Source organism: Candidatus Poriferisodalis sp. (assembly GCF_965204125.1).
GTDB lineage: Bacteria > Actinomycetota > Acidimicrobiia > Acidimicrobiales > Poriferisodalaceae > Poriferisodalis.
On the sequence record NZ_OZ241968.1, the window covers coordinates 1,929,624 to 1,950,719 of the forward strand.

Consider the following 21,096-nt stretch of genomic DNA (forward strand, 5'->3'; position numbering starts at 1 on the left):
CATGAGTGATCGACGTCGGTACCTGGTCTCATACGACATCCGAGATCCGAAGCGGTTGCGCAAAGTCCACAAGGCCATGAAGGCCTACGGCTGGCCGATGCACTACAGCGTGTTTATCAGCGATCTAGACCGCATCGAGTTGATAGATCTCAAGTTCGAACTCGGCGAAGTGATCCACCATGGAGAAGATACAGTTGCGTTCATCGACTTAGGAATGCCAACAGAACGCGGACGAGACTGCTTTGATTTTCTCGGAGTAGCTCCGCCACTGCCTCGATCCGGGCCGGTAATCGTCTGATGCGAGCGGTCCGGTCAGACCCCGATGCCCGGGCAGCGCTCGCAGCCCTGAAGTACGGGCCTGAAATGCACCTTGACAACAGATTCCTATGCTTCCCGAGCACTCCTACACGTGGAGCGCTCGCAACCGCACTCAAAACCGCTGGTCACAGCCGGTAGTTTTCGAGAGCGCTTTGGCCGGAGATATCTCCGGCCCTTCATTGAAGTCAGTTGCGGGCAGCCGCCGCGCAGCAAGCTGTGACTGCTTTGGCCGGAGATATCTCCGGCCCTTCATTGAAGTCGGCATCGAACGCGGCGACCTGCCCGTCAGCCAGGCGGCCTTTGGCCGGAGATATCTCCGGCCCTTCATTGAAGTCAGCTGCTTAGCTGCGCCGTCTCCTCTCGGTCTCTCGGCTTTGGCCGGAGATATCTCCGGCCCTTCATTGAAGTAGCAAGTAGCCGAACGTGCCGGTGGCGGCCACCAGGCTTTGGCCGGAGATATCTCCGGCCCTTCATTGAAGTCGTGACTGTACCGCTAAGCGGTCGCGTCAGGGGCGGACTTTGGCCGGAGATATCTCCGGCCCTTCATTGAAGTAGGCGCAGGCCTTCGCCCTTGGTCAGCACGGGGCTGCCTTTGGCCGGAGATATCTCCGGCCCTTCATTGAAGTCGTGAAAGCCGTTGCGTCCTTCGCAGCGACTCTCGCGCCTTTGGCCGGAGATATCTCCGGCCCTTCATTGAAGTCCGCTCAGCCACTGGCTCGACCGGATGCACCACGCATCCTTTGGCCGGAGATATCTCCGGCCCTTCATTGAAGTTCCGAACGGGGGGCTGTAGATGATGGCGGCGGGGGGGTCCTTTGGCCGGAGATATCTCCGGCCCTTCATTGAAGTTCGCTGTTCTCGGCGGCGTCTCCGCCGGCGATGCGGGCTTTGGCCGGAGATATCTCCGGCCCTTCATTGAAGTCATGTCGGGGGGGTGCGCTCAGCGCCTATGCGTGCGCCTTTGGCCGGAGATATCTCCGGCCCTTCATTGAAGACCGGGTCCGGCTCGGCGGCGTAGGGGTCGGTGGGGGTCTTTGGCCGGAGATATCTCCGGCCCTTCATTGAAGAATCTCAGCCCACCGGTTCGTCTGCTCGTCGTAGCCGCTTTGGCCGGAGATATCTCCGGCCCTTCATTGAAGAACGTCACGCTCATGCGCGAAGAACCCAGCGGTGACCCTGCTTTGGCCGGAGATATCTCCGGCCCTTCATTGAAGACCCCGGTTCGGCCGCTTCCGCGAGTGCCAGGCACTCCTTTGGCCGGAGATATCTCCGGCCCTTCATTGAAGACAGGCAAGTGCCAGCTTCTCTACAGCCTCGATGCGCTCCTTTGGCCGGAGATATCTCCGGCCCTTCATTGAAGACGGAGCTGCGCGACGGTGGCCATGGCGGTCAGAGTAGCTTTGGCCGGAGATATCTCCGGCCCTTCATTGAAGAGGTGAAGCCCTGCGATCGCAGGACGGCGAGGCGCTCTTTGGCCGGAGATATCTCCGGCCCTTCATTGAAGAATGGCCGAGCGAGCGCACGCTGGCATAGACGAACGTCTTTGGCCGGAGATATCTCCGGCCCTTCATTGAAGATCGTCGTCGGTGGTTTGCATGAGCAGGCCGTTGTTCGCCTTTGGCCGGAGATATCTCCGGCCCTTCATTGAAGACGCTGAATGTCCCTATGCAAATGCAAATCGCATAGCTTTGGCCGGAGATATCTCCGGCCCTTCATTGAAGAGGCTGTGCGGTCCTGCACGCTGGAGATGCCGATGCGGCCTTTGGCCGGAGATATCTCCGGCCCTTCATTGAAGACGTCGCACCCACCCGCAGCTACGAGACCGACACCGCCACTTTGGCCGGAGATATCTCCGGCCCTTCATTGAAGAAATGCGGTGCGGAGCCATGTGAGCCAATCGTCGGGGACCTTTGGCCGGAGATATCTCCGGCCCTTCATTGAAGGTGAACAGCAGTCGTGCGAGTGCCATGTCCGGAGATTCTTTGGCCGGAGATATCTCCGGCCCTTCATTGAAGGTGTGACCTGTTCGCGCGCCGCCTCGTAGCAGCGGACTTTGGCCGGAGATATCTCCGGCCCTTCATTGAAGGACTTCGTGGACATCGCCTTGACCTTCGAGAACTAGCTTTGGCCGGAGATATCTCCGGCCCTTCATTGAAGGATGTGGATACGGTGATCGAGGTTGGGCCGGCGTTGATCCACTTTGGCCGGAGATATCTCCGGCCCTTCATTGAAGGCGACACTTCGTAGTCGAGCGGCTGGAACTCGGCGGGAGCTTTGGCCGGAGATATCTCCGGCCCTTCATTGAAGGTTCGAAGCATTCCGCCATTCGCCGGAGTGTGACCGCGACTTTGGCCGGAGATATCTCCGGCCCTTCATTGAAGCGGCGACAAGCAGGATGCCTTCGAGGCTGGTGGTCAGCTTTGGCCGGAGATATCTCCGGCCCTTCATTGAAGCGATGTCTCTGCTGGGACTGCACACGACGACGCGCCGCCTTTGGCCGGAGATATCTCCGGCCCTTCATTGAAGCATGAGTTGGGCAACCGATACGGAAGCGAACCTGAAGCCCTTTGGCCGGAGATATCTCCGGCCCTTCATTGAAGCGGGAAGTCCACGAACGGCTCAGCCACAAGACCGGGGCCTTTGGCCGGAGATATCTTCGGCCCTTCATTGAAGTACGATGCGGCGGCGGCGCACCATCTCGCGCACCGAACTCGTCTGGCCGATCAGTTGGTCGGCCCTTCATTGAAGCAAGGCCACCATCGGCACCGGCTCAGGCTCACCGGTCAAGGTTCGGCCGATCGAGTGATCGGCCCCTCATTGAAGCAGCAGGAAATTTCAGTTGGCGCCGTCGTAGCGGGCTTGGTTCGGCCGATCAGTTGGTCGGCCCTTCATTGAAGCGTGCCGAGCGGGTCATGGCAGTGGATCGTTGCGTCCAGGTTTGGCCGGTCTATTGAGGACCGGTCCTTCATTGAAGCGAGTCCTCGTCTTGGCATCTGGGTCCGCTTGACACGCCGCGACAGCGGCAGCAAGCGTCTCGGCGGCTATTCGGCGGGGAAGGGGAGCTGGAGCCACCACGGGCGACTGACGGCGTCGACGCGGGTCACCCATTTGACCCACCAGAAGCCGCGCCTGCCAGGGGCCACCAGCCGCACCGGGGCGCCGTGGCCCCGGCGCAGGGGCTCACCGCCGTAGCCGACCGCTAGGTACAGGTTGGCCGCGTCTCGAGCGGGGAAGAGGCGGCTGTAGCCGGTCAGCGATGTGATTTCCAGCGTTGGCGCGTCGGTGTCTCCCAGCAGCTCAGCCAGCGGCACTGCGTCCCACGACTGACGGCTCCACCATCCCCCAGTGCAGTCGAGGTCGGCGGTCAGCGGCGCGGCTCGGTCGTGGAGGGTCTGCAGCGGCACTGGCTCGCCTGCGACGGTGAGCTCCCAGTCTGAAGCGGCTACCCGGGGCGACCGGTCGTTGAGCCACATCGTTGTCGGCATCTCGGCGGGGTTGAACGAGCCGATCTCGTGCGAACCGGTGAATCGCCGGTTGTCGCCCACCACCAGTTGCTGGATCCAGTACGCAGCTCCCGCGGCCGCCAATGCGATGCCCCCGCCGACGAATGCCCGGCGGTTGAGGTCGGCGATGCCGGGACGGCCCGGCCGGCTGACGATGTGCCACACCAGCAGCGGGGCCACGAGCGCGACTAGCAGGACATGGGTCCACAGCGCCGACCAGTAGCCCACGCCGTGCCAGAGTCCAGTGGCGTGCAGCACCCCGAGCCCGACGGTCGCGACAACGAGAGCGCCGAGCAGCATCGACAGCCACCGGGTGGCTCGACGGCGCTTCAGCCCGGTGCGCACCGAGCCCCGGAGCTTCGCCGGGGCCATCGCCAGCAGGCTCAAGCCGGCGACGGCGTGGGTGACGGTCAACCAGCGTGACCAGCCCGAACCCACGGCCCACGACGCCAGACCCGTCCCGACCGCGACGATCGCCGCAGCAGCCAGGAGCACATCGACCTGCCGGGCGGTGAGCCACGGGCCGCGTCTCACGTCATGTCGATCTGAGTCGGCCACCGCGCCCTCGGAGGTCTCGGCGAACTCATCGCTCCATCATGTCTGTCGGCGAGGCCATTGCGGCCCGCCCGCAGCGCGCTCGATGATCCCGGCGACGAGTGCATCCATCATGTGGCTCGCACCGGTCCGGCGCTGGAGCTAGCCGACCGGGGTGGCGGCAGCGAGCCCGCCGCCACCCCGAATCGGTCTGGTGGGCGTGCGAGCGGCTACTCGCCGCCCTCAAGCAGCACGACCGGGATCCGCTCCCAGTCATCGCCCACGACATCGACGCCGGCGTCCCGCAGATTCGCGACCGCCGCCTCGGCGATGTCGGTGCGGTAGGCACCCTCATCGGGCTCAGCGGCCAGGATGCCCTCGCTGGTGGCCACATCAACCGTCTGTGCCCACAGGTCGGCATCCATGATGCCCGCACCCAACGGCGACGGCCAGATCAGCGCGCTGATCTCGTTCATCTGCCACGTCTGGTGCGACTGGCCCAGCGTCGGGACATTGTCGAGCACGATCTGCACGCACTCTTCGGTGTTGTCCCGGCAGTGGATCCAGCCGCGCAGCGACGCCTCCACGAACCGGACCGCCGCGTCGTAGTACGCAGGATCGTCATCGAGGCGGTCGGCATCAGCCCACAGGGCGTCCTGGAGCATCGCCGTGCCCTCGTCGTTCCAGTCGATGATGTTGAGATCGGACGGCTGGTAGAGCTCACCGGTGGCAGGGTTGACCGTCTCGAGCACTTGCGCGTACTCGTTGTAGATCATCGCCTGCGCCGCATCGATCTCTCCGGAGATCAGCGCCAGCATGTCGAAGTTCTGCTGCACCAGCTGGATGTCGGAGTCCGGATCCAGCCCGCTGCGACGCAGCCCGGCCAGCAGCTCGAATTCGTTGCCGAATCCCCAGTTGCCCACGGTGCGGCCTTCGAGGTCGGCCACCGAGTTGATGCCGGAGTCCACGAAGGACACCTGCAAGGTGGCGCTTCGCTGGAACACCTGAGCAATGTTGGTGATGTTGGCGCCCTCTTCTCGTGGCACAAGGCCCCTCGGCACCCACGAAACTGCGAATTCCGCGGCACCCGAGTCGAGCACCGAGGCCGGCACGATGTCGACGCCGCCCTCGAGGATGGTCACGTCGAGCCCGACGTCTTCGTAGAAGCCGAGCGCCTGCGCCGCGTAGTAGCCGGCGAACTGTGCCTGCGTGAACCACTGCAACTGCAGCGACACCTCGGAGATGGGCTCGAATTCGGGCTCATCTGCGTCGTCGCCGCCGGTGCACGCCGCGGCTAGCAAGCCGAGCGCCAGCAGCGGCGCCAGCGTCCGGATCAGTGTTTTTCTTACCTTCATATTTTCCCCCCGTGTTGGGATACCCAATGGGCGCTCACGCCCAAGGTCAAGGTCATGTCGCCCTCCTTGCTGCGAAGTACCACGGCATGACGAGCCGTTCGAGCACGACAGCGATCGCGTAGAGGCCGATGCCCACCAGCGAGCCGGCCAGAACGGCCGCCCAGGCGTCGTCGTAGCGGGTCAGGCCGGCCGAGTTGGTGATGATGTTGCCCAAAGCGTCCTGGCGGCCGCCGAAGTACTCGGCCACGATGGCGGCGATCACCGCCAGCGAGGTCGCCAGCTTGAGCGCCGTGAAGAAGTACGGCATCGCGTTCGGAATGCGCACCTCGCGCATGATCCGCCACTTGCCGGCGCCGTAGGACTCCATGAGCTCGATCTGGCTGGGCTCGACCTGCCCCAGCCCTCTGGTCGTGTTGATGAAGACCGGGAAGAAAACCAGCACCACCACGACGGCTTGGTTGGATCGGGGCGACAGGATCCCGAACCAGGCGTTGAAGATGGGCGCCAGGGCGATGATCGGCACCGCATTGATCGCCACGGCCAGCGGTGTCAACGTCTCGTGCGCCGATCGGAACGCGGTCACGAGCACTGCCGCCAATGCACCTACCACCACGCCGGCGATCAAGCCGGTGACGATGATGAATCCCGTGATGCCCGTCGCAGTCGAGATCGTGTCGAAGTCGCCGAACAGGGCGCTGACGATGCGCGAGGGCGGCGGCAGCACGAAGCCGTCGGGATTCAGCACGGCCAGCAGGGCTTCCCAACAGCCGAACATGATCGCCGCTGCCACCACCGGGGGCAGCCATGCGCGCAGCACAGCCTTCGCGGCGGTCACGAGGCGTGGTCTCCTCGCAGCGCGTTACGCACTGCGGTCACGTTGGCGAAGTACTCCGGATGGTCGCGGGTGGCCTCGCTGCGCTCGCCCAGGTCGGTGTCGATGATCGCCGAGATCCTGCCCGGTCGGGGCGACATCACCACGACCCTCGTGGACAGGAACACCGCCTCGCTGATGGAATGCGTCACGAAGATCACCGTGGTCTGCGTCTCAGTCCAGATCCGCAGCAACTCGTTCTGCATGTGCTCGCGGGTCATTTCGTCGAGTGCGCCGAACGGTTCGTCCATCAGCAGCAGCTTTGGGTCGAACGACATCGCTCTGGCGATGGCGACGCGCTGCTGCATGCCACCCGACAGCTCCGCGGGATGGTGCCGAGCGAATTCGCTCAGCTTCACCAGGTCGAGCATCTCGGCCGATCGCTGCCGCCGGTCGGCCGCTTTCCAGCCCATCAGCTCGAGCGGCAGCTCGATGTTGCGCGACACGTTGCGCCAGTCGAACAGTCCGGCCCGCTGGAACACCATCGAGTAGTCGCGGTCGAGCCGGGCCCGGTCTGCCGTCTTGCCGTTGACGCTGACAGAGCCGTCGGTCACGTCGGTCAGCGCAGCGATCAGCCGCAGCAAGGTGCTCTTGCCGCAACCCGACGGGCCGATCAACGTGACGAACTCTCCCGAGGCGATGCGCAGATCGATGCCGGTCAGTGCATTCACCTCGTTGGACCGACCCGGGTTGAACACCTTGCCCACGCCGTCCAATTCGACGGCTGCGACATCGGGCGCGATGTTCATGTCACAGCCTCACGGCCCTTGCGTCCCACCAGCGCGTACTCCACCGTCGAGATCACCACGAACACGAAGATCCCCAATGCGGCCGCGCCGAGCACAGCGACATAGAGGCGCTCGGGTCCTGTCGTGTAGCGCTGGGCTTCGAGCAGCACCCGGCGGCCGAGCCCGCCCTTCACGCCAGCGGAGATCTCGCCGACGATGGCACCTACCACGCTTGCGGTCGCCGCGATCTTGAACGCGGCAAACAGGTATGGCAGCGATGCCGGCAGGCGCAGCCGCCACAGGGTCTGTCCCCAAGGCGCGGCGTAGGAATCCATCAACTCGAGATTCTCGGGTCGGGGCGACTGCAGGCCCCGCAGGCCGTTGATCGTCACCGGGAAGAACGTCAAGTACGTGGCGATGATCGACACCGACATCCAGTCCTGCCATTCGAATGGCAGGAAATCGAAGCTCTTGCGTCCCCAGATCACGATGATGGGAGCGATCGCGATCAGCGGGATCGTTTGGCTGGCGATGACGTGGGGCACCAGCGCTCGCTCCAAGCGCCCTGAGGTGGTGAGCGCGATGGCGATGCCCAGACCCACCACGACCCCGATTGCGAAACCGACCGCCGCTTCGCGCAGCGTGAACGCTGCTTCGCCGGCGATGATCGTCCAGAAGGCGTCGCCGGTGCCTCGCGGCTCCTCGAAGATCCCCGCGAGTATGTCGAGCACCGGCGGCATCTTGAGGTCGGTGGTCTCCGGCAGGAACGACCCGATCAGCAGCCATCCGGACTGGGCGTCGTCGATGGCGGTGCCGAATGCCTTGTAGGCGGTGTACGCCAGGCCCAGCAGGCACACGAAAGCGGCCAATACGACGACTTGGCGAATGATGCGGCGGGTGCGTGCTCGGCGACGCTCGCGCGCAGCTTGCAAGCGAATGAACTGGTCGCGGACGATCGGGTCGTCGCTCTCTGGCGGGCCGGCTCCCGGGGAATGCGCCGGGGAAGGCGCCAATGAATGCGATGGTGGAGCGGTCTCTGCTTGCACGGCTCGCCAGTCAGGTCGCGAGCGCCGGAATGATCCGCTGGCCGTAGGCGTTCAGGGTCTCGTCCTTGGCATCGTGCATCAGGTAGATGGCGAACTGGTCCACGCCGAGATCTCGCAGCTCGCGCAGGCGCGAGACATGGTTGCTGGCGTCGCCGAGTATGCAGAACCGGTCGATCACCTCATCGGGCACGAAGTCGGTGTGGACGTTGCCTGCCTTTCCATGCTCGGCGTAGTCGTAGCCCTCGCGCCCAGCGATGTAGTCGGTGAGGGCTTGGGGCACCGCGCCCCCGGTGTCGCCGTACCGCTCGACGAGATCGGCCACGTGATTGCCGACCATGCCGCCGAACCACCGGCACTGGTCGCGTTGGTGGGCAAGGTTGTCACCGACATAGGCGGGCGCCGCCACACAGATGTACAGGTCGTCGGGGTTCCGTCCGGCGTCGGCCGCAGCCCGGCGGACGGCGGCGACGGTCCACTCGGTGATCTGGGGATCGGCAAGCTGCAGGATGAACCCGTCGGCCTGCTCGCCGCAGAGTTGCAGCGCCTTCGGTCCGTACGCGGCCATCCAGATGTCGAGCCGGCTGCCCGACGACCACGGGATCTGCTGGCGGGTGCCGTTGTAGGTCACCTCGCATCCTTCGGCCAACCCCTTGATGACCGTCATCGACTCCGACAGCGTGGCCAGGCTGGTGGGACGGTGTCCCAGCACTCGCATAGCCGAGTCGCCCCGGCCGATGCCGCACACCGTCCGGTTGCCGAACATGTCGTTGAGCGTCGCGAACAGCGATGCCGTGACCGTCCAGTTCCGGGTTCCCGGATTGGTGACCATCGGGCCGACAATCATTCGGTTCGTGGCCGACAGCATCTGGCTGTAGATCACGTAGGGCTCTTGCCACAGCACGTGGCTGTCGAAGGTCCACCCGTAGTCGAACCCCAGCGTCTCGGCTCGCTGGGCGAGATCCACCACTCGCCACGCGGGCGGATCGGTCTGAAGAACAACGCCAAAATCCATGTTCTCAGTCCCCCGATCCGTTCCGCTGCCCGAACGCTCCGTTGCGTCGGGCCATGGTGATGCCCCCTACTGCAGGTACTGGCAGAGACCCCGGCGCAGGTACTGGCCGTCGCCGGCACGGCCCAGGTACTGGTTGTCGTCGATGATCTTGCGACCCCGAGAGAACACCGTGTCGACATGTCCTGTCACCTCGACCCCTTCATAGGCCGAGTGGTCGATGTTCATGTGGTGGTTGTCGACGCTGATCGTCCACTGCTTGTTGGGGTCGTAGATGACGACGTCGGCATCGGAACCTGCGGCGATGATCCCCTTGCGCGGGTACATGCCCATCATGCGAGCAGGGGTCGTGGCGCACAGCTCAATCCAGCGAGGAAGGCCGATCTCACCGGTCACCACGCCCTGGTAGATCATGTCCATGCGGTGTTCGACGCCGCCGATGCCATTGGGGATGGCCCGGAAGTCGTTGAGCCCGAGCTCCTTCTGCTCCTTCATGCAGAACGGGCAATGGTCGGTCGACACGACGGCCAGATCGTTGGTCCGCAGCCCCTTCCACAGGGTGTCCTGGTGGCCGTCTGCACGGGAGCGAAGCGGCGTCGAGCACACGTAGGCGGCCCCCCCGAAACCGGGCCGGTCGAGGTGGTCCTCCAGACTGAAGTGCAGGTACTGCGGGCAGGTCTCCGCGAACACGTTCATGCCTGCGTTGCGTGCCAGCGCCACTTGCTCGAGGGCCTCAGCGGCCGAGAGGTGCACGATGTACAGCGGAGCCGCGCCCACCTTGGCCAGCTGGATCGCACGGTGAGTGGCTTCGGATTCGAGCTCGGGGCGGCGCACGTAGCCATGGGTGACCGGCGAGGTCTCGCCACGCTCGAACGCCTGGTCGGCCAGCACATCGATGGCCAGGCCATTCTCGGCGTGCATCATGATCAGCCCGCCGTTGCCGGCCGCTTGTTGCATTGCTCGCAGGATCTGCCCGTCATCGGAGTAGAAAACGCCCGGGTACGCCATGAACAGCTTGAAGCTGGTGATGCCCTCATTGACCAGCAGGTCCAACTCCTTCAGCGAGTCGTTGTCGACGCCGCCGACGATCATGTGGAAGCCGAAGTCGATCGCGCAGTTGCCCTCGGCTTTGGCCATCCATTCATCGAGGCACTCGCGCACGTTCTCGCCGTAGCGCTGCACGGCGAAATCCACGATCGTGGTGGTGCCGCCCCACGCTGCGGCTCTCGTTCCCGTCTCGAACGTGTCCGAGGCATAAGTGCCGCCGAAGGGCAGCTCCATGTGCGTATGCACGTCCACGCCGCCAGGCACGACGAGCCGTCCGGAAGCATCGATGACTTCAGCGCTCTGCTCGGCGGCGACGGCGATATCGCTGCCGGGTTGCAGCACCGCTGCGATCTGCTCACCGTCGATCAGCACCTCGGCCGGATCCGCCCCGGTCGAGCTGACAACGGTGCCCCCCTTGATCAGCGTCGTCATCTTGGTGTTCCCCCTAGGTCGCGATCTGTGAAGCCCCAGCCAGTCTCGGCCCGTCGCCTCAGGGCGCTACGAGCGATTCGTACGACTCGGGCCGGCGGTCTCGGTAGAAGGCCCACTGGTTGCGGACCTCATCGAGCATCTCGAGGTCCAGCTCACGCACGACCAACTCCTCGGCGTGGTCCGATGCGGCGCCGTCAACGATCTGCCCCCGGGGGTTGGCGAAGTACGACGTGCCGTAGAAGTCGTTGTCGCCCAGCGGTTCGACGCCGACCCGGTTGATGGCCCCGACGAAGTACATGTTCGCCGCCGCGGAAGATGTCTGTTCGAGTTGCCACAGATATGCGGACAGCCCTCGGCTCGTGGCTGAGGGGTTGAACACGATCTCCGCGCCGGCCAGTCCGAGCGCGCGCCAGCCCTCGGGGAAGTGACGGTCGTAGCAGATGTAGACGCCGACCGTCCCCACGGCGGTCTCGAAGACGGGATAGCCGAGATTGCCCGGCCGGAAGTAGAACTTCTCCCAGAACCCCTTGACCTGCGGGATGTGGTTCTTGCGGTACTTGCCGAGATAGGTCCCGTCGGCGTCGATGACGGCTGCGGTGTTGTAGAGGAGGCCGGCCTGCTCCCGCTCGTACATGGGCACCACGAGCACCATCTCGTGCTGTTCGGCGAGCTCGCAGAAGCGCTTGGTGGTCGGGCCGTCGGGGATCGCTTCTGCGTAGGAGTAGTACTCGGCGTCTTGTACCTGGCAGAAGTAGGGCCCGTAGAACAGCTCCTGAAAGCACATCACCCGGGCACCGGCCGCGGCCGCCTCGGCCACGTACTTCTCGTGGAGCTCGATCATCGACTCCTTGTCGCCGGTCCAGGCGGTCTGCACGATTGCCGCCGTCACCTTGCGTGCCATGTTGTGCCCTCCTCGCTCCGTTGGGAGTCCTTGGTGCGTGGCTGGAGGAAAAAAACGAGTCTAGATCAGCCCAAAGAGGGGTCCTGAACCGACGCAGCAGCCGCCTCATCAGGCAGGATGTAACGATGTCCAAACGCAACACCACCTTCCGCGGCTGGAAGGTGGTGGGTGCGGGGGCAGTGGTCCAGGGGCTCCAGAGCGCATTCGTGATGCATGCGCTGGGTGCCTACCTGGTGGAGATCGAGCGGGAGTACGGCTGGAGCAAGACGGCCCTGTCGGGCGCATTTGCGGTGAATCGTGCCGAGACGGCGCTGCTAGGACCGGCGCAGGGCTGGCTGATTGACCGGTTCGGACCCAAAGCCGTTACCCGGGCAGGCGCTGTGGGCATGGCGATCGGCTTCGTGTGGTTCAGCCAGCTGCACTCGTTGTGGCAGTTCTACGGCGCCTTCTTCGTCATGGCCGTCGGCAGCGCATTCTGCGGCTTTCTGACTGTCACCGTTGCGATCGTGCGATGGTTCGAACGGCTGCGCGCCCGCGCGCTGGCGTTCGGCGGCATGGGCCTCGCCGCGGGCGGCGTGTGCGTCCCGCTCGTGGTGCTGTCGTTCACGTGGTTCGGCTGGCGCACCACCGCTGCGGTCACCGGCGTCGGGGGCGCTGCTGTCGCATGGTGGCTGGCCAAGTACCTCGACGGCAGCCCTGCTGAATTCGGCGAAGAGGTCGACGGCGGGGCCAAGATCGTTGCCAACGGGAGGACGGTCCGCGCCGAAGGGCTGACCGACGTCCACTTCACGGCGAAGGAGGCGATGCGCACGAGAGCGTTCTGGACGATCTCGTTCGGTCACCTGAGTGCCCTGTTCGTGGTCGGCGCAGTGATGGCGCACCTGCAGCTCTATCTGACATCAGAACGGGGCTACTCGCTGCAGCAGGCCAGCCTGTTCGCTGCAGCGCTGCCGCTCATGCAGCTCGCCGGCATGGCCGTGGGCGGCTGGCTCGGCGATCGGATCAACAAGCGGCTCATTGCATCGGTCGCCATGTTCGGGCACGCCGGCGGCATCTTGTTGCTGGCGTGGGCTCCCAACGCGTTCGTGGTGGTGCTGTTCGTGATCTTCCACGGGCTCGCGTGGGGAGCGCGCGGGCCGCTCATGCAAGCCTTGCGAGCCGACTACTTCGGTTCCTCGGCGTTCGCTGCGATCATGGGCGTGAGTTCGCTCATCGTGATGATCGGGCCGATCGTCGGCCCGCTCGTCGCAGGGTGGCTGGCTGACACCACCGGCAGCTACGTCACCGGATTCGTGGCGCTCGCCGTCATCACCGCCGCTGGAATGCTGTTCTTCGTGATCACCAAGCCTCCCGCCCCGCCGAGGCGAGGCAGCAGCGGTCCCCGCAGCACCGCCACCCAGCCGAACAGCAGCGATGTCGACCCGCCCGGCATCGCTGCGGGCTCGCGCGACGGCGCTGACGTGGGTTCCGCTCGGCGTCAGGTGGCAGGCTGAGCGCCGTGAGCACCGTCCGTGCCGCCGGCGGCTCGAACATCGCTGCAGCCGACCCAGCGCCGCTGTTCGATCCCCGCACGTATCTCGACGGTGTGCCCCACGATCTGATTGCCGAGCTGCGCTCATGCTCTCCGGTTCACTGGGTGCCCGAACCGGAGCTCATGGGCTGGGAGGCCGGACCTGGCTTCTGGGCGGTGCTCACGCACGAGCTCATGAACCGGGTGCTGCGCGATCCGGGGACGTTCTCGTCCCACCTCGGCGGCACGCAGATCCGCGACCCTCAGACCGCTGCGATGCTCGAATTCGTCCAGCGGATGATGCTCAATCAGGATCCGCCGCAGCACACTCGGCTGCGGCGCCTGCTCATGCGCTCATTCACACCGAGCGCCGTAGCTGAGCTGGAGGCCACCATCTCCACTCGGGCCGAGCGGCTGGTGAGTGCTGTGGTGGAGCGCGGGCACGCCGACTTCGCCAAGGAGGTCTCGGCTGAGCTGCCGCTGCTGACGCTCGCCGACATCATGGGCGTGCCGTCCGAGGATCGGATGCTGCTGTTCGACTGGTCCAACCGGGTCATCGGCTACCAGGACGCCGAGTACTCGGTGTCGGACGCATTCAATCCCGCTACTGGAACAGAGATGGCGCGGCGCGCCTGCGAGGTGCGGGACCAGATCCGCCCCGGTCCCGACGGTCGCATGCCAGACCCTCGCTCGCGCGAGGGCCTCGCAGACATGTACGCCTATGCGCACGATCTCGCGACCTACAAGCGGGCGAATCCGGGCTCTGACGTGGTGTCGATTTTGCTGGCTGCCGACGACGCGGAGGGCGGCATCACCAACGAAGAGTTCGAGACCATGTTCTTCCTGTTTGCCGTAGCCGGCAACGAGACATTGCGAAACGGCATACCCGGCGGGCTCTGGGCGCTACTGCAGCACCGCGAACAGCTCGACAAGCTGCTCGCCGACCCTGGGCTATTGCCCAGTGCCATCGAGGAGATGCTGCGGTTCATACCGCCGGTGGTGCACTTCCGCCGCACGGCCTCGCGCGATGTCGAACTCGGCGGCCGCGCCGTGCGTTCGGGCGACAAGGTGGTGGTCTTCCATGTGGCGGCCAACCGCGACCCGGCCGTGTTCGCCGAGCCCGATCGGTTCGACATCGAGCGCAGCCCCAACGACCACCTCACCTTCGGGGCAGGGCCGCATTTCTGCCTGGGCGCTCACCTGGCTCGCCGCCAGATGTCCGCGATGTTCACTGAGTCGCTGTGGCGCATGCCGAACCTGCGCCTCGACCCGGCCCGCAGGCCCGAACGCCTGCTGTCGAACTTCCAGCACGGCTTCAAGCACCTGCCGGTGCTCTGGGATGCGCCTGCCGGCCGCGAGGCGGCGTCGCTGTGACCGGGCGCCCCGCTGCGCCGCCCATCCGGGTCGGCGTCACACCCGACGTCAAGCTCTGGTCACGGCCGTGGGCTGAGCGCCGACGCATGCTCGAGCTCGTCGCCGACGCGGGAATCGACCACGTGTTCTTCGCGGATCACGTCAGCTTCCGGATCGGGCACGGCAATGACGGCATGGTCACCGCTGCGGCGCTGGCCAACTTGCATCCCACGCTGGGCGTGTATCTCGGCGTGTACCTGCTGCCGCTGCGCCACCCGATTCCCGTCGCCCGTCAGCTCGCGAACCTGGCCGAGATGGCACCGGGACGGATCAGCTTTGGCGTGGGCATCGGCGGCGACGACCGCCACGAAGTCGAAGTGTGCGGCGTCGATCCTCGCACCCGCGGGCGCCGCACGGACGAATCGCTCGGCATCGTGCTGCGGCTGCTAGCGGGCGAGACCGTCGATCACGCCGGCGAGTTCTTCTCATTCGAAGAGGCCCGCATCGTGCCGGTGCCGGACCCGCCCATCCCTAGCTATGTCGGCGGCCGTTCCGATGCGGCCATCCGCAGGGCCGGTCGCTTTGCCGACGGCTGGCTGGGCATCTGGTGCACCGTCGAGCACTACCGAGCGGCGCTGCGCCTCTATGCCGAGACGGCCGCCGCGGAGCGGGCGATCGACGCTCCGGCGCCCGAAGCGCCCGATCACGGCATCCAGCTGTGGATCGGCCTGGGCGACAGCCGCGAAGAAGCAGCCAGCTGGGTGGGACCCGAGCTGGAACGCTTCTACCGGGTGCCGTTCAGGGCGTTCGAGAAGTACACGCCCTGCGGCACGGTAGACGACATCGTCGAGTTCTTCATGCCGTACCTCGACGCCGGCTGCCGCCACATCAACATGACGCTGTGCGGCGGGAACCCCGATGAGGCGATACTTGCCGCGGGGGAAGTGGCACGACGGCTGAGGCAGGCGGATCCACTCGGGGTCAGCGCCCGAACCGTCGATGCCGTCACGACGCCGAAGTGAGCTGATCGAGGCAAGGACGCCGTAATGAACGCGACAGCAACGAACGTGACAGGGCCGTCATGAGCATCACGGCCAAGCCCCTCGCCGGCGCACTCGGTGCCGAGCTCTGGGCCCCCGACGGCGAGCCGCTCGATGTCACCGCGATTGACGACCCCGGGTGCGCAGCGATCCGGGAGGCACTGTGCACGCACCACGTCGTGGTGATCCGCGACCAGCAGATGGACGCGGCAGCGCTCGCACGTTTCGGCCGTCGCTTCGGCGAGCTGGAGCGTCACCCCTATCTCGGCGGCACCTCGGATGAACCCGAGGTGGTGCCGGTCATCAAAGAACCACACGAGACGGTCAACTTCGGCGGCGGGTGGCATTCGGAGATGTCGTTCCTGGAATGCCCCCCGATGGCGACAGCGCTGTATGCGGTGGAGGTGCCGAGCTTCGGCGGTGACACGCTGTTCGCGAACCAGCAGGCGGCCTATACGGGGCTGTCCGACACGATGAAGCACTTCGCCGAGAGCCTCAGCGCGGTGCACTCCGCGGCCCGCCAGTACGGGCGGCGAGGCGATTCAGACCGGTACGCCGGCCAGCGCAGCTCGATGAAGGTAGAGGTGTCCGACGAGGCGCACGCACAGCTGACACATCCGGTCGTGCGGACCCATCCCGAGACCGGCGCGAAGGCGCTGTATGTGAATCGGGCGTTCACCGAGGCCATCTCGGGCATGCGCCGGCACGAGTCGAAGGCGCTGCTCGACATGCTGTGGAGCCATGCGGTCGGCGAACAGTTCACGTGCCGGGTGCGGTGGGAGCCGGGAACGCTGACCATGTGGGACAACCGCAGCGTCCAGCACTACGCGCTGAACGACTACCACGGGCAGCGCCGGCACATGCTCCGGGTGACGATCGCCGGCGACCGGCCTCGCTGAGCCACTGCGCGGGAGGCTGAGCCGATGAGACCGCTGGAAGGCATCCGCGTGGTCGACATGAGCCGTGTTCTGGCTGGCCCGCTCGCCGGACGGATTCTCAGCGACCTCGGAGCCGACGTCGTGAAGGTGGAGCCGCCCGAGGGCGACATCTCGCGCCTGTGGGGCGTCAACCGAGCCGGGCTCGCCGGCTTCTACACCCAGCAGAACGTGGGCAAGCGAAACGTCTGCATCGACCTGCGGGCCGAGGGCGGCGCCGAGACGGTGAAGCGGCTCGTGGCGCACGCCCATGTGCTCGTAGAGAACTTCCGACCGGGTGTCATGGCGCGCCACGGCCTGTCGTTTGCCGAGCTGTGCGAGGTGAATCCGGCCCTGGTGATGCTGTCGATCAGCGGATTCGGACAGGACGGCCCCGATTCGCAGCGGGCGGCCTATGCAGCAGTGCTGCACGGCGAGTCGGGCTGGATGGCTCGCGCCGCCAAGATGCACCAGCAGCCGCTCCAAGAGCCGTACTTAGCCGTCGCCGATACCAACGCAGCACTGCACGGATCCATCGGCGTCCTCGCCGCGCTGCGCGTCGCGGAGGCGACCGGGCACGGCCAGCACATCGACATCGCGATGCTCGAAGCGTTCCTGGCGACCGATGAGGGGAGCCAGGCGGGGCTCGACGGCGGGAACTACACGTCCCAGGGCGGGCTCGTGTGGGACGGCGTCGACGGGCCGGTCTTGACCGCAGGCGACTTCCGATGGATCTGGCGGCAGCTGAGCGAGACCCACGGGCTGGCCGACCCGTCGCCCCCGGATGCCGACATCCCCACCAAGCGGGCGCACCGCACCGATGCGATCAACGCATTTCTGAGTTCCTTCGGAACCCGTGCGGAGATGCTGGCTGCGCTGGATGCGGCGAACCTGGCGTGGGGCGACATCCGCACGACAGCGGAGGCGCACGAATCGCCCACCGCGACCCATAGGCGTTCCTCGGTGGAGATCGATGCTCGCGACGGCGGCACGCGGCGCGTCACCCAGACGCCGTACCGGTTTGCCGGTGCTGCTGCGGATTCGGGGGCGGTCTCGGGGGTGACATCGGACTCGCTGGCGCCGTACCTCGGCGAGCACAACGGCGAGGTGCTGGCGGAGTGGCTGGGCGCGGGCCGCTCCGAAATCGACGCGTTGCGCGCAGCGGGCGTGCTCATCGAGGACGGATTCGCTACCGAAGGGCGCTCACACGGTCGACGGTGACCGTCGATCATGACGTTCATGCAACGATCTTCATGGAACCGAAACAGTCCGGCAGGAGTCTGAGGGGATAGGCAGTCTTCGTGGGGACTTGGCATGGCTGGCGCGCCCATTGCATTGACGATTCCGGCAGTGATGAGCTTGGATCTGCGGTTCGATGCCTCGTTGATGGCTGCCCCGCTGGCGGGATCGGGCACGATCGGCTCGGGCACCATCCGCCCTGGACTGACGGTGAGTGCCGCTGAGGGCGCGCCCTCGACCGGGGCCGCGCCTGTCGATGCCGTCGCAGTCCGGTTCGAGGACTTCTATGCGACCCATCGCGACGAGTTGGCGCGTGCGCTCGGGCTGGCGCTGCGGGACAGCGCGCTGGGCGCCGAAGCGGCCGACGAGGCATTTGCACGCGCGTGCCAGCGCTGGGGACAGGTCAGCGCCTATGCGAATCCGCAGGGCTGGGTATTCCGTGTCGGGCTGAATTGGGCGCGGTCGTGGCTGCGGCGGGTGCGGCGGGAGCGCGAACGGCGACCGCTGCTGGCCCAGCCGCACGCCACCGAGGACCGGGCGCGCGACGTGGACCTCGAGCGGGCATTGGCGACGCTCAATGACGCGCACCGCGCGGTGATCGTGGCCCGCTTCTACTTGGACTGGTCGGTGGCCGAGACCGCCGATGCGCTGGGCATCGCGACAGGCACGGTCAAGAGCCGTCTCAGCCGCGGCCTGGAGCAGCTGCGCGAGGTGCTGGAGACGGTGGCTGACGATGAGGACGGGTCGTGACCGACGAGGACCTCCTCCGCGGGCGGCTGCGCAGCGCAGCATCGGAGATGCCGGTGGGCTCAGGCTCGCTTGCGGGCGTCCAGGCGCGCGCAGCCCGACTGCAGCGCCGGCGCAATGCGGTGCGCGGGGGAGTTGGCGCGTTCGCGCTCGTGGCCGTCGCGCTCGTGGGCGTGGTGTCGCTGCGGGACGGCGGGCGCAGTGATCTTTCCGACTCCGTGGTGGCTGCAGAACAGCAGGAGGAGGCCCTGCCAACAGCCGCGACGACTGCTGCTGTCGCATTCAGCGTCGCCGAGGAGGAGATGGCCGAAGAGGAAATGGCCGACGAGGCCGCCGGCGAGATCGTGACCGCGGCAGCAGCCAGCGACGACGAATCCCAGCAGGAGGCAGAGGAGATGTCGGAGGACGCGGCGGAGGGCGCCGCCACGCCCCCCGTCGGCGAGACGCTCGAACCGGCCCTGGCCGGCGAGTCGGAGAACTGGGACGGCAAGCCACCTGCCAGCAGCGACCCTGAAACCGCGGTGTTCGCCACCACCGTGTCGATCGTGAATCCGCCGCCGGAGGCCGAGGGCGCAGACATGCGCTACTCGTTCAGCGGCGCGCACGCCGTCGCCCGCGCAGCCGGCGACTGGTACGCCTACGACGGCGCGGACTGGCAGTTGGTGGGTCTGCCTGGCGACATGGAGGTCGTGGCGGTCGATCTGTCGGGATCGGGGCGAATTGCCGTGTTCGGTGTGGTTCGACCGCTCGAATGCGCCCGTGAGCAGGTGGTGGCGGTGAGCACAGGCGAGCGGTGGAGCTACGTCCGCGTCGATGACGACACGCCGCCGACGGTGGGGTGGGAGCTGCTCGACGCCCGGATTCGCGTCACCGACACCGCCATCGAACTCGAGCGCGTCGAGCGTCTATGGCTGGACGAGCAATGCCCGGGCACTGCGGAGTTCGAAGCGCCGACCGGTGCGGCAGCGGAACTCGTCGCCGAACTGGAGGAACTCGGCGAGATCTGGCGTGACAGCTGGCCGCTTGCACGGTTGGACGGGGGGTTCGCGGATCACTGGCCGAACGTGGCTCGCTCCGATGCCGATGCCGCCGCAGCATCCGGTGCTGACTTGGAGTGGATGACCACGAGCCCGCCGAAGTACACGGTCGCTGCGCTGCAGCTCTCTCCCAGCCGATCGGCAGACGAGGGTGCCGCAACCGTGGCCCTGCACGAGACCACCGTCATGGATGTCGCCACGACGGTGCACGTCAGCCATGGCATGGCGATGCTGCGGCGCGGCGGTCAGACGTGGGAGGTCTGCCCGATCGCCGACGAGGAGCTGAACCAGGTCAACGGGGAGGTCGGCAGGGCGGGCGAGCATCTCGCGGTCGTCGTCGGCAAGCCAGAACAGACGCTGTTCATCGTGGAGCGCACCGAGTAGTTGCGCGCCGCATGCCGCCGATGAATCGATTTCACGCGCAAACGGTGTCGTAGTGTCTCGCAGATGTCAGACAGAGCAGTGGCACCGCAAGAGTTTCCGGAACTGGGCTTCTACATGCTGCCTGGCGATGCAGACGACTCGTCGGATGCGCTCACCGAGATTCAGGCTGCCGAAGCGATGGGGATCGGCCGGGCGTTTCTCGGTGAACGACCGAATCGCAAGGAAGCCGGTGCCATCTGCGGCGCTGCCGCAGCGGTGACCGACTCCATCGGCATCACGCTGGGAGTCACCAACATCAACACCCGCCACCCGACGCTCACGGCGGGCCTCGCGCTCACAGTGCAGAGCCTGGCCGGCGGACGATTCACGATGGGCTTCGGGCGCGGCGTCGCCGTGGCGCAGCAGATCATGGGCCTTGAGCCCGTCACCACGGCGGAGCTGGAGGACTTCGCCCTGATGATGCGCCGGTTGTTCCGGGGGGAGATCATCGGCGACTACGACGGTCCGACCGGCCGCGTACCGATCCTGCTGCTCGACCAGACGCTCGACGAGCATCTGCCATTGGCACTCGGCGCGATGGGGCCGAACACGCTGGCCTTGGGCGGACGCTGCTTCGACGACGTCATCCTGCATCCGTTCTATTCCGACGAGACCGTGGTGCGCTCAGTGGATGCGGTCACGACGGCGGCCGAGCAGGCCGGACGCGATCCGGCTGAGGTGAACGTGTGGTCGTGTTTCGTCGTGGTCAGCGACGAGGTACCGCCTGAGCTGCGGCTGCGCAAGACGGTCGGACGCTTGGCCACCTACCTGCAGTACTACGGCGATGTGCTGGTGCGAGTGAACCGCTGGGACCCCGATGTGCTGGCGCAGTTCCGTGCCGACGAGGTCGTGTCCAAGTTCCTGGCTCCGATCGACGGCACGGCCTCGGTTACCGAGCTCGAGCACATCGGCACGCTCTTGCCCGATGAATGGCTGGCCCCGATGGCGACGGGGACTCCCGCCCAGTGCGCTGCGGCGGTGAGACGCCAGATCGACCTCGGCTGCGACGCTGTGCTCATGCACGGCGCAACGCCTGCCGAGTTGGCATCGGTGATCGATGCCTACCGGCAGATCAGCTTGTAAGCGCTG

Annotated in this window: 17 protein-coding genes and 1 CRISPR repeat array; of the genes, 9 read left to right on the plus strand and 8 right to left on the minus strand. The window is 66.1% G+C overall.

What is annotated here, in order from left to right; translation table 11 throughout:
- Position 1: 1 nt before the first annotated feature.
- Positions 2-298, plus strand: coding sequence for a CRISPR-associated endonuclease Cas2 (gene cas2 / locus ACOGXD_RS09105; protein ID WP_419914367.1), 297 nt, complete (start codon positions 2-4; stop codon positions 296-298).
- A gap of 170 nt (positions 299-468) precedes the next feature.
- Positions 469-2,992: direct repeats of the CRISPR family, unit length 36 nt; unit sequence CTTTGGCCGGAGATATCTCCGGCCCTTCATTGAAGA.
- Between the two features lie 367 nt (positions 2,993-3,359).
- Here the strand turns inward: cas2 and ACOGXD_RS09110 are convergent.
- From ACOGXD_RS09110 to ACOGXD_RS09145, 8 genes are all read right to left on the minus strand, one after another.
- Entirely contained in the window at positions 3,360-4,355 is a 996-nt protein-coding gene (locus ACOGXD_RS09110) for a molybdopterin-dependent oxidoreductase (RefSeq protein WP_419914369.1), read from the minus strand.
- Between the two features lie 230 nt (positions 4,356-4,585).
- Positions 4,586-5,710, minus strand: a complete 1,125-nt coding sequence (locus ACOGXD_RS09115; RefSeq protein ID WP_419914371.1) for an ABC transporter substrate-binding protein — start codon at positions 5,708-5,710, stop codon at positions 4,586-4,588.
- Positions 5,711-5,762: 52 nt separating this feature from the next.
- A complete protein-coding gene (locus ACOGXD_RS09120) occupies positions 5,763-6,545 on the minus strand; it encodes an ABC transporter permease (protein ID WP_419914373.1) in 783 nt (260 codons plus the stop codon).
- Complete coding sequence (locus ACOGXD_RS09125; protein WP_419914375.1) at positions 6,542-7,330, minus strand: ABC transporter ATP-binding protein; 789 nt, start codon at positions 7,328-7,330, stop codon at positions 6,542-6,544. The genes ACOGXD_RS09120 and ACOGXD_RS09125 overlap by 4 nt, the downstream gene beginning before the upstream one ends.
- Positions 7,327-8,322: an ABC transporter permease gene (locus tag ACOGXD_RS09130; protein WP_419914377.1), complete on the minus strand. Its 996-nt coding sequence runs from the start codon at positions 8,320-8,322 to the stop codon at positions 7,327-7,329. The genes ACOGXD_RS09125 and ACOGXD_RS09130 overlap by 4 nt, the downstream gene beginning before the upstream one ends.
- A 43-nt stretch (positions 8,323-8,365) precedes the next feature.
- Positions 8,366-9,367, minus strand: coding sequence for a TIGR03842 family LLM class F420-dependent oxidoreductase (locus tag ACOGXD_RS09135; RefSeq protein ID WP_419914379.1), 1,002 nt, complete (start codon positions 9,365-9,367; stop codon positions 8,366-8,368).
- Between the two features lie 66 nt (positions 9,368-9,433).
- Positions 9,434-10,843: a dihydropyrimidinase gene (gene hydA, locus ACOGXD_RS09140; RefSeq protein ID WP_419914381.1), complete on the minus strand. Its 1,410-nt coding sequence runs from the start codon at positions 10,841-10,843 to the stop codon at positions 9,434-9,436.
- 58 nt (positions 10,844-10,901) lie between these two features.
- Positions 10,902-11,744 (minus strand): nitrilase-related carbon-nitrogen hydrolase, encoded by an 843-nt coding sequence (locus ACOGXD_RS09145; RefSeq protein ID WP_419914383.1) that lies wholly within the window; start codon positions 11,742-11,744, stop codon positions 10,902-10,904.
- 125 nt (positions 11,745-11,869) lie between these two features.
- Between ACOGXD_RS09145 and ACOGXD_RS09150 the strand changes: the two genes are divergently transcribed.
- From ACOGXD_RS09150 to ACOGXD_RS09185, 8 genes are all read left to right on the plus strand, one after another.
- On the plus strand, positions 11,870-13,237 hold the full coding sequence (locus tag ACOGXD_RS09150) for an MFS transporter (protein WP_419914385.1): 1,368 nt from the start codon (positions 11,870-11,872) through the stop codon (positions 13,235-13,237).
- Positions 13,238-13,242: 5 nt separating this feature from the next.
- Entirely contained in the window at positions 13,243-14,628 is a 1,386-nt protein-coding gene (locus tag ACOGXD_RS09155; RefSeq protein ID WP_419914388.1) for a cytochrome P450, read from the plus strand.
- Positions 14,625-15,629 (plus strand): LLM class flavin-dependent oxidoreductase, encoded by a 1,005-nt coding sequence (locus ACOGXD_RS09160; protein WP_419914390.1) that lies wholly within the window; start codon positions 14,625-14,627, stop codon positions 15,627-15,629. Before ACOGXD_RS09155 ends, ACOGXD_RS09160 begins: the two co-directional genes overlap by 4 nt.
- A gap of 59 nt (positions 15,630-15,688) precedes the next feature.
- On the plus strand, positions 15,689-16,546 hold the full coding sequence (locus ACOGXD_RS09165) for a TauD/TfdA dioxygenase family protein (protein ID WP_419914392.1): 858 nt from the start codon (positions 15,689-15,691) through the stop codon (positions 16,544-16,546).
- A gap of 24 nt (positions 16,547-16,570) precedes the next feature.
- Positions 16,571-17,782 (plus strand): CaiB/BaiF CoA transferase family protein, encoded by a 1,212-nt coding sequence (locus tag ACOGXD_RS09170; RefSeq protein ID WP_419914394.1) that lies wholly within the window; start codon positions 16,571-16,573, stop codon positions 17,780-17,782.
- A gap of 93 nt (positions 17,783-17,875) precedes the next feature.
- Positions 17,876-18,550, plus strand: coding sequence for an RNA polymerase sigma factor (locus ACOGXD_RS09175; protein ID WP_419914396.1), 675 nt, complete (start codon positions 17,876-17,878; stop codon positions 18,548-18,550).
- Positions 18,547-19,968, plus strand: a complete 1,422-nt coding sequence (locus ACOGXD_RS09180) for a hypothetical protein (RefSeq protein ID WP_419914398.1) — start codon at positions 18,547-18,549, stop codon at positions 19,966-19,968. The genes ACOGXD_RS09175 and ACOGXD_RS09180 overlap by 4 nt, the downstream gene beginning before the upstream one ends.
- A 63-nt stretch (positions 19,969-20,031) precedes the next feature.
- Positions 20,032-21,090, plus strand: a complete 1,059-nt coding sequence (locus tag ACOGXD_RS09185) for a TIGR03857 family LLM class F420-dependent oxidoreductase (protein ID WP_419914400.1) — start codon at positions 20,032-20,034, stop codon at positions 21,088-21,090.
- The last annotated feature ends 6 nt before the right edge of the window (positions 21,091-21,096 follow it).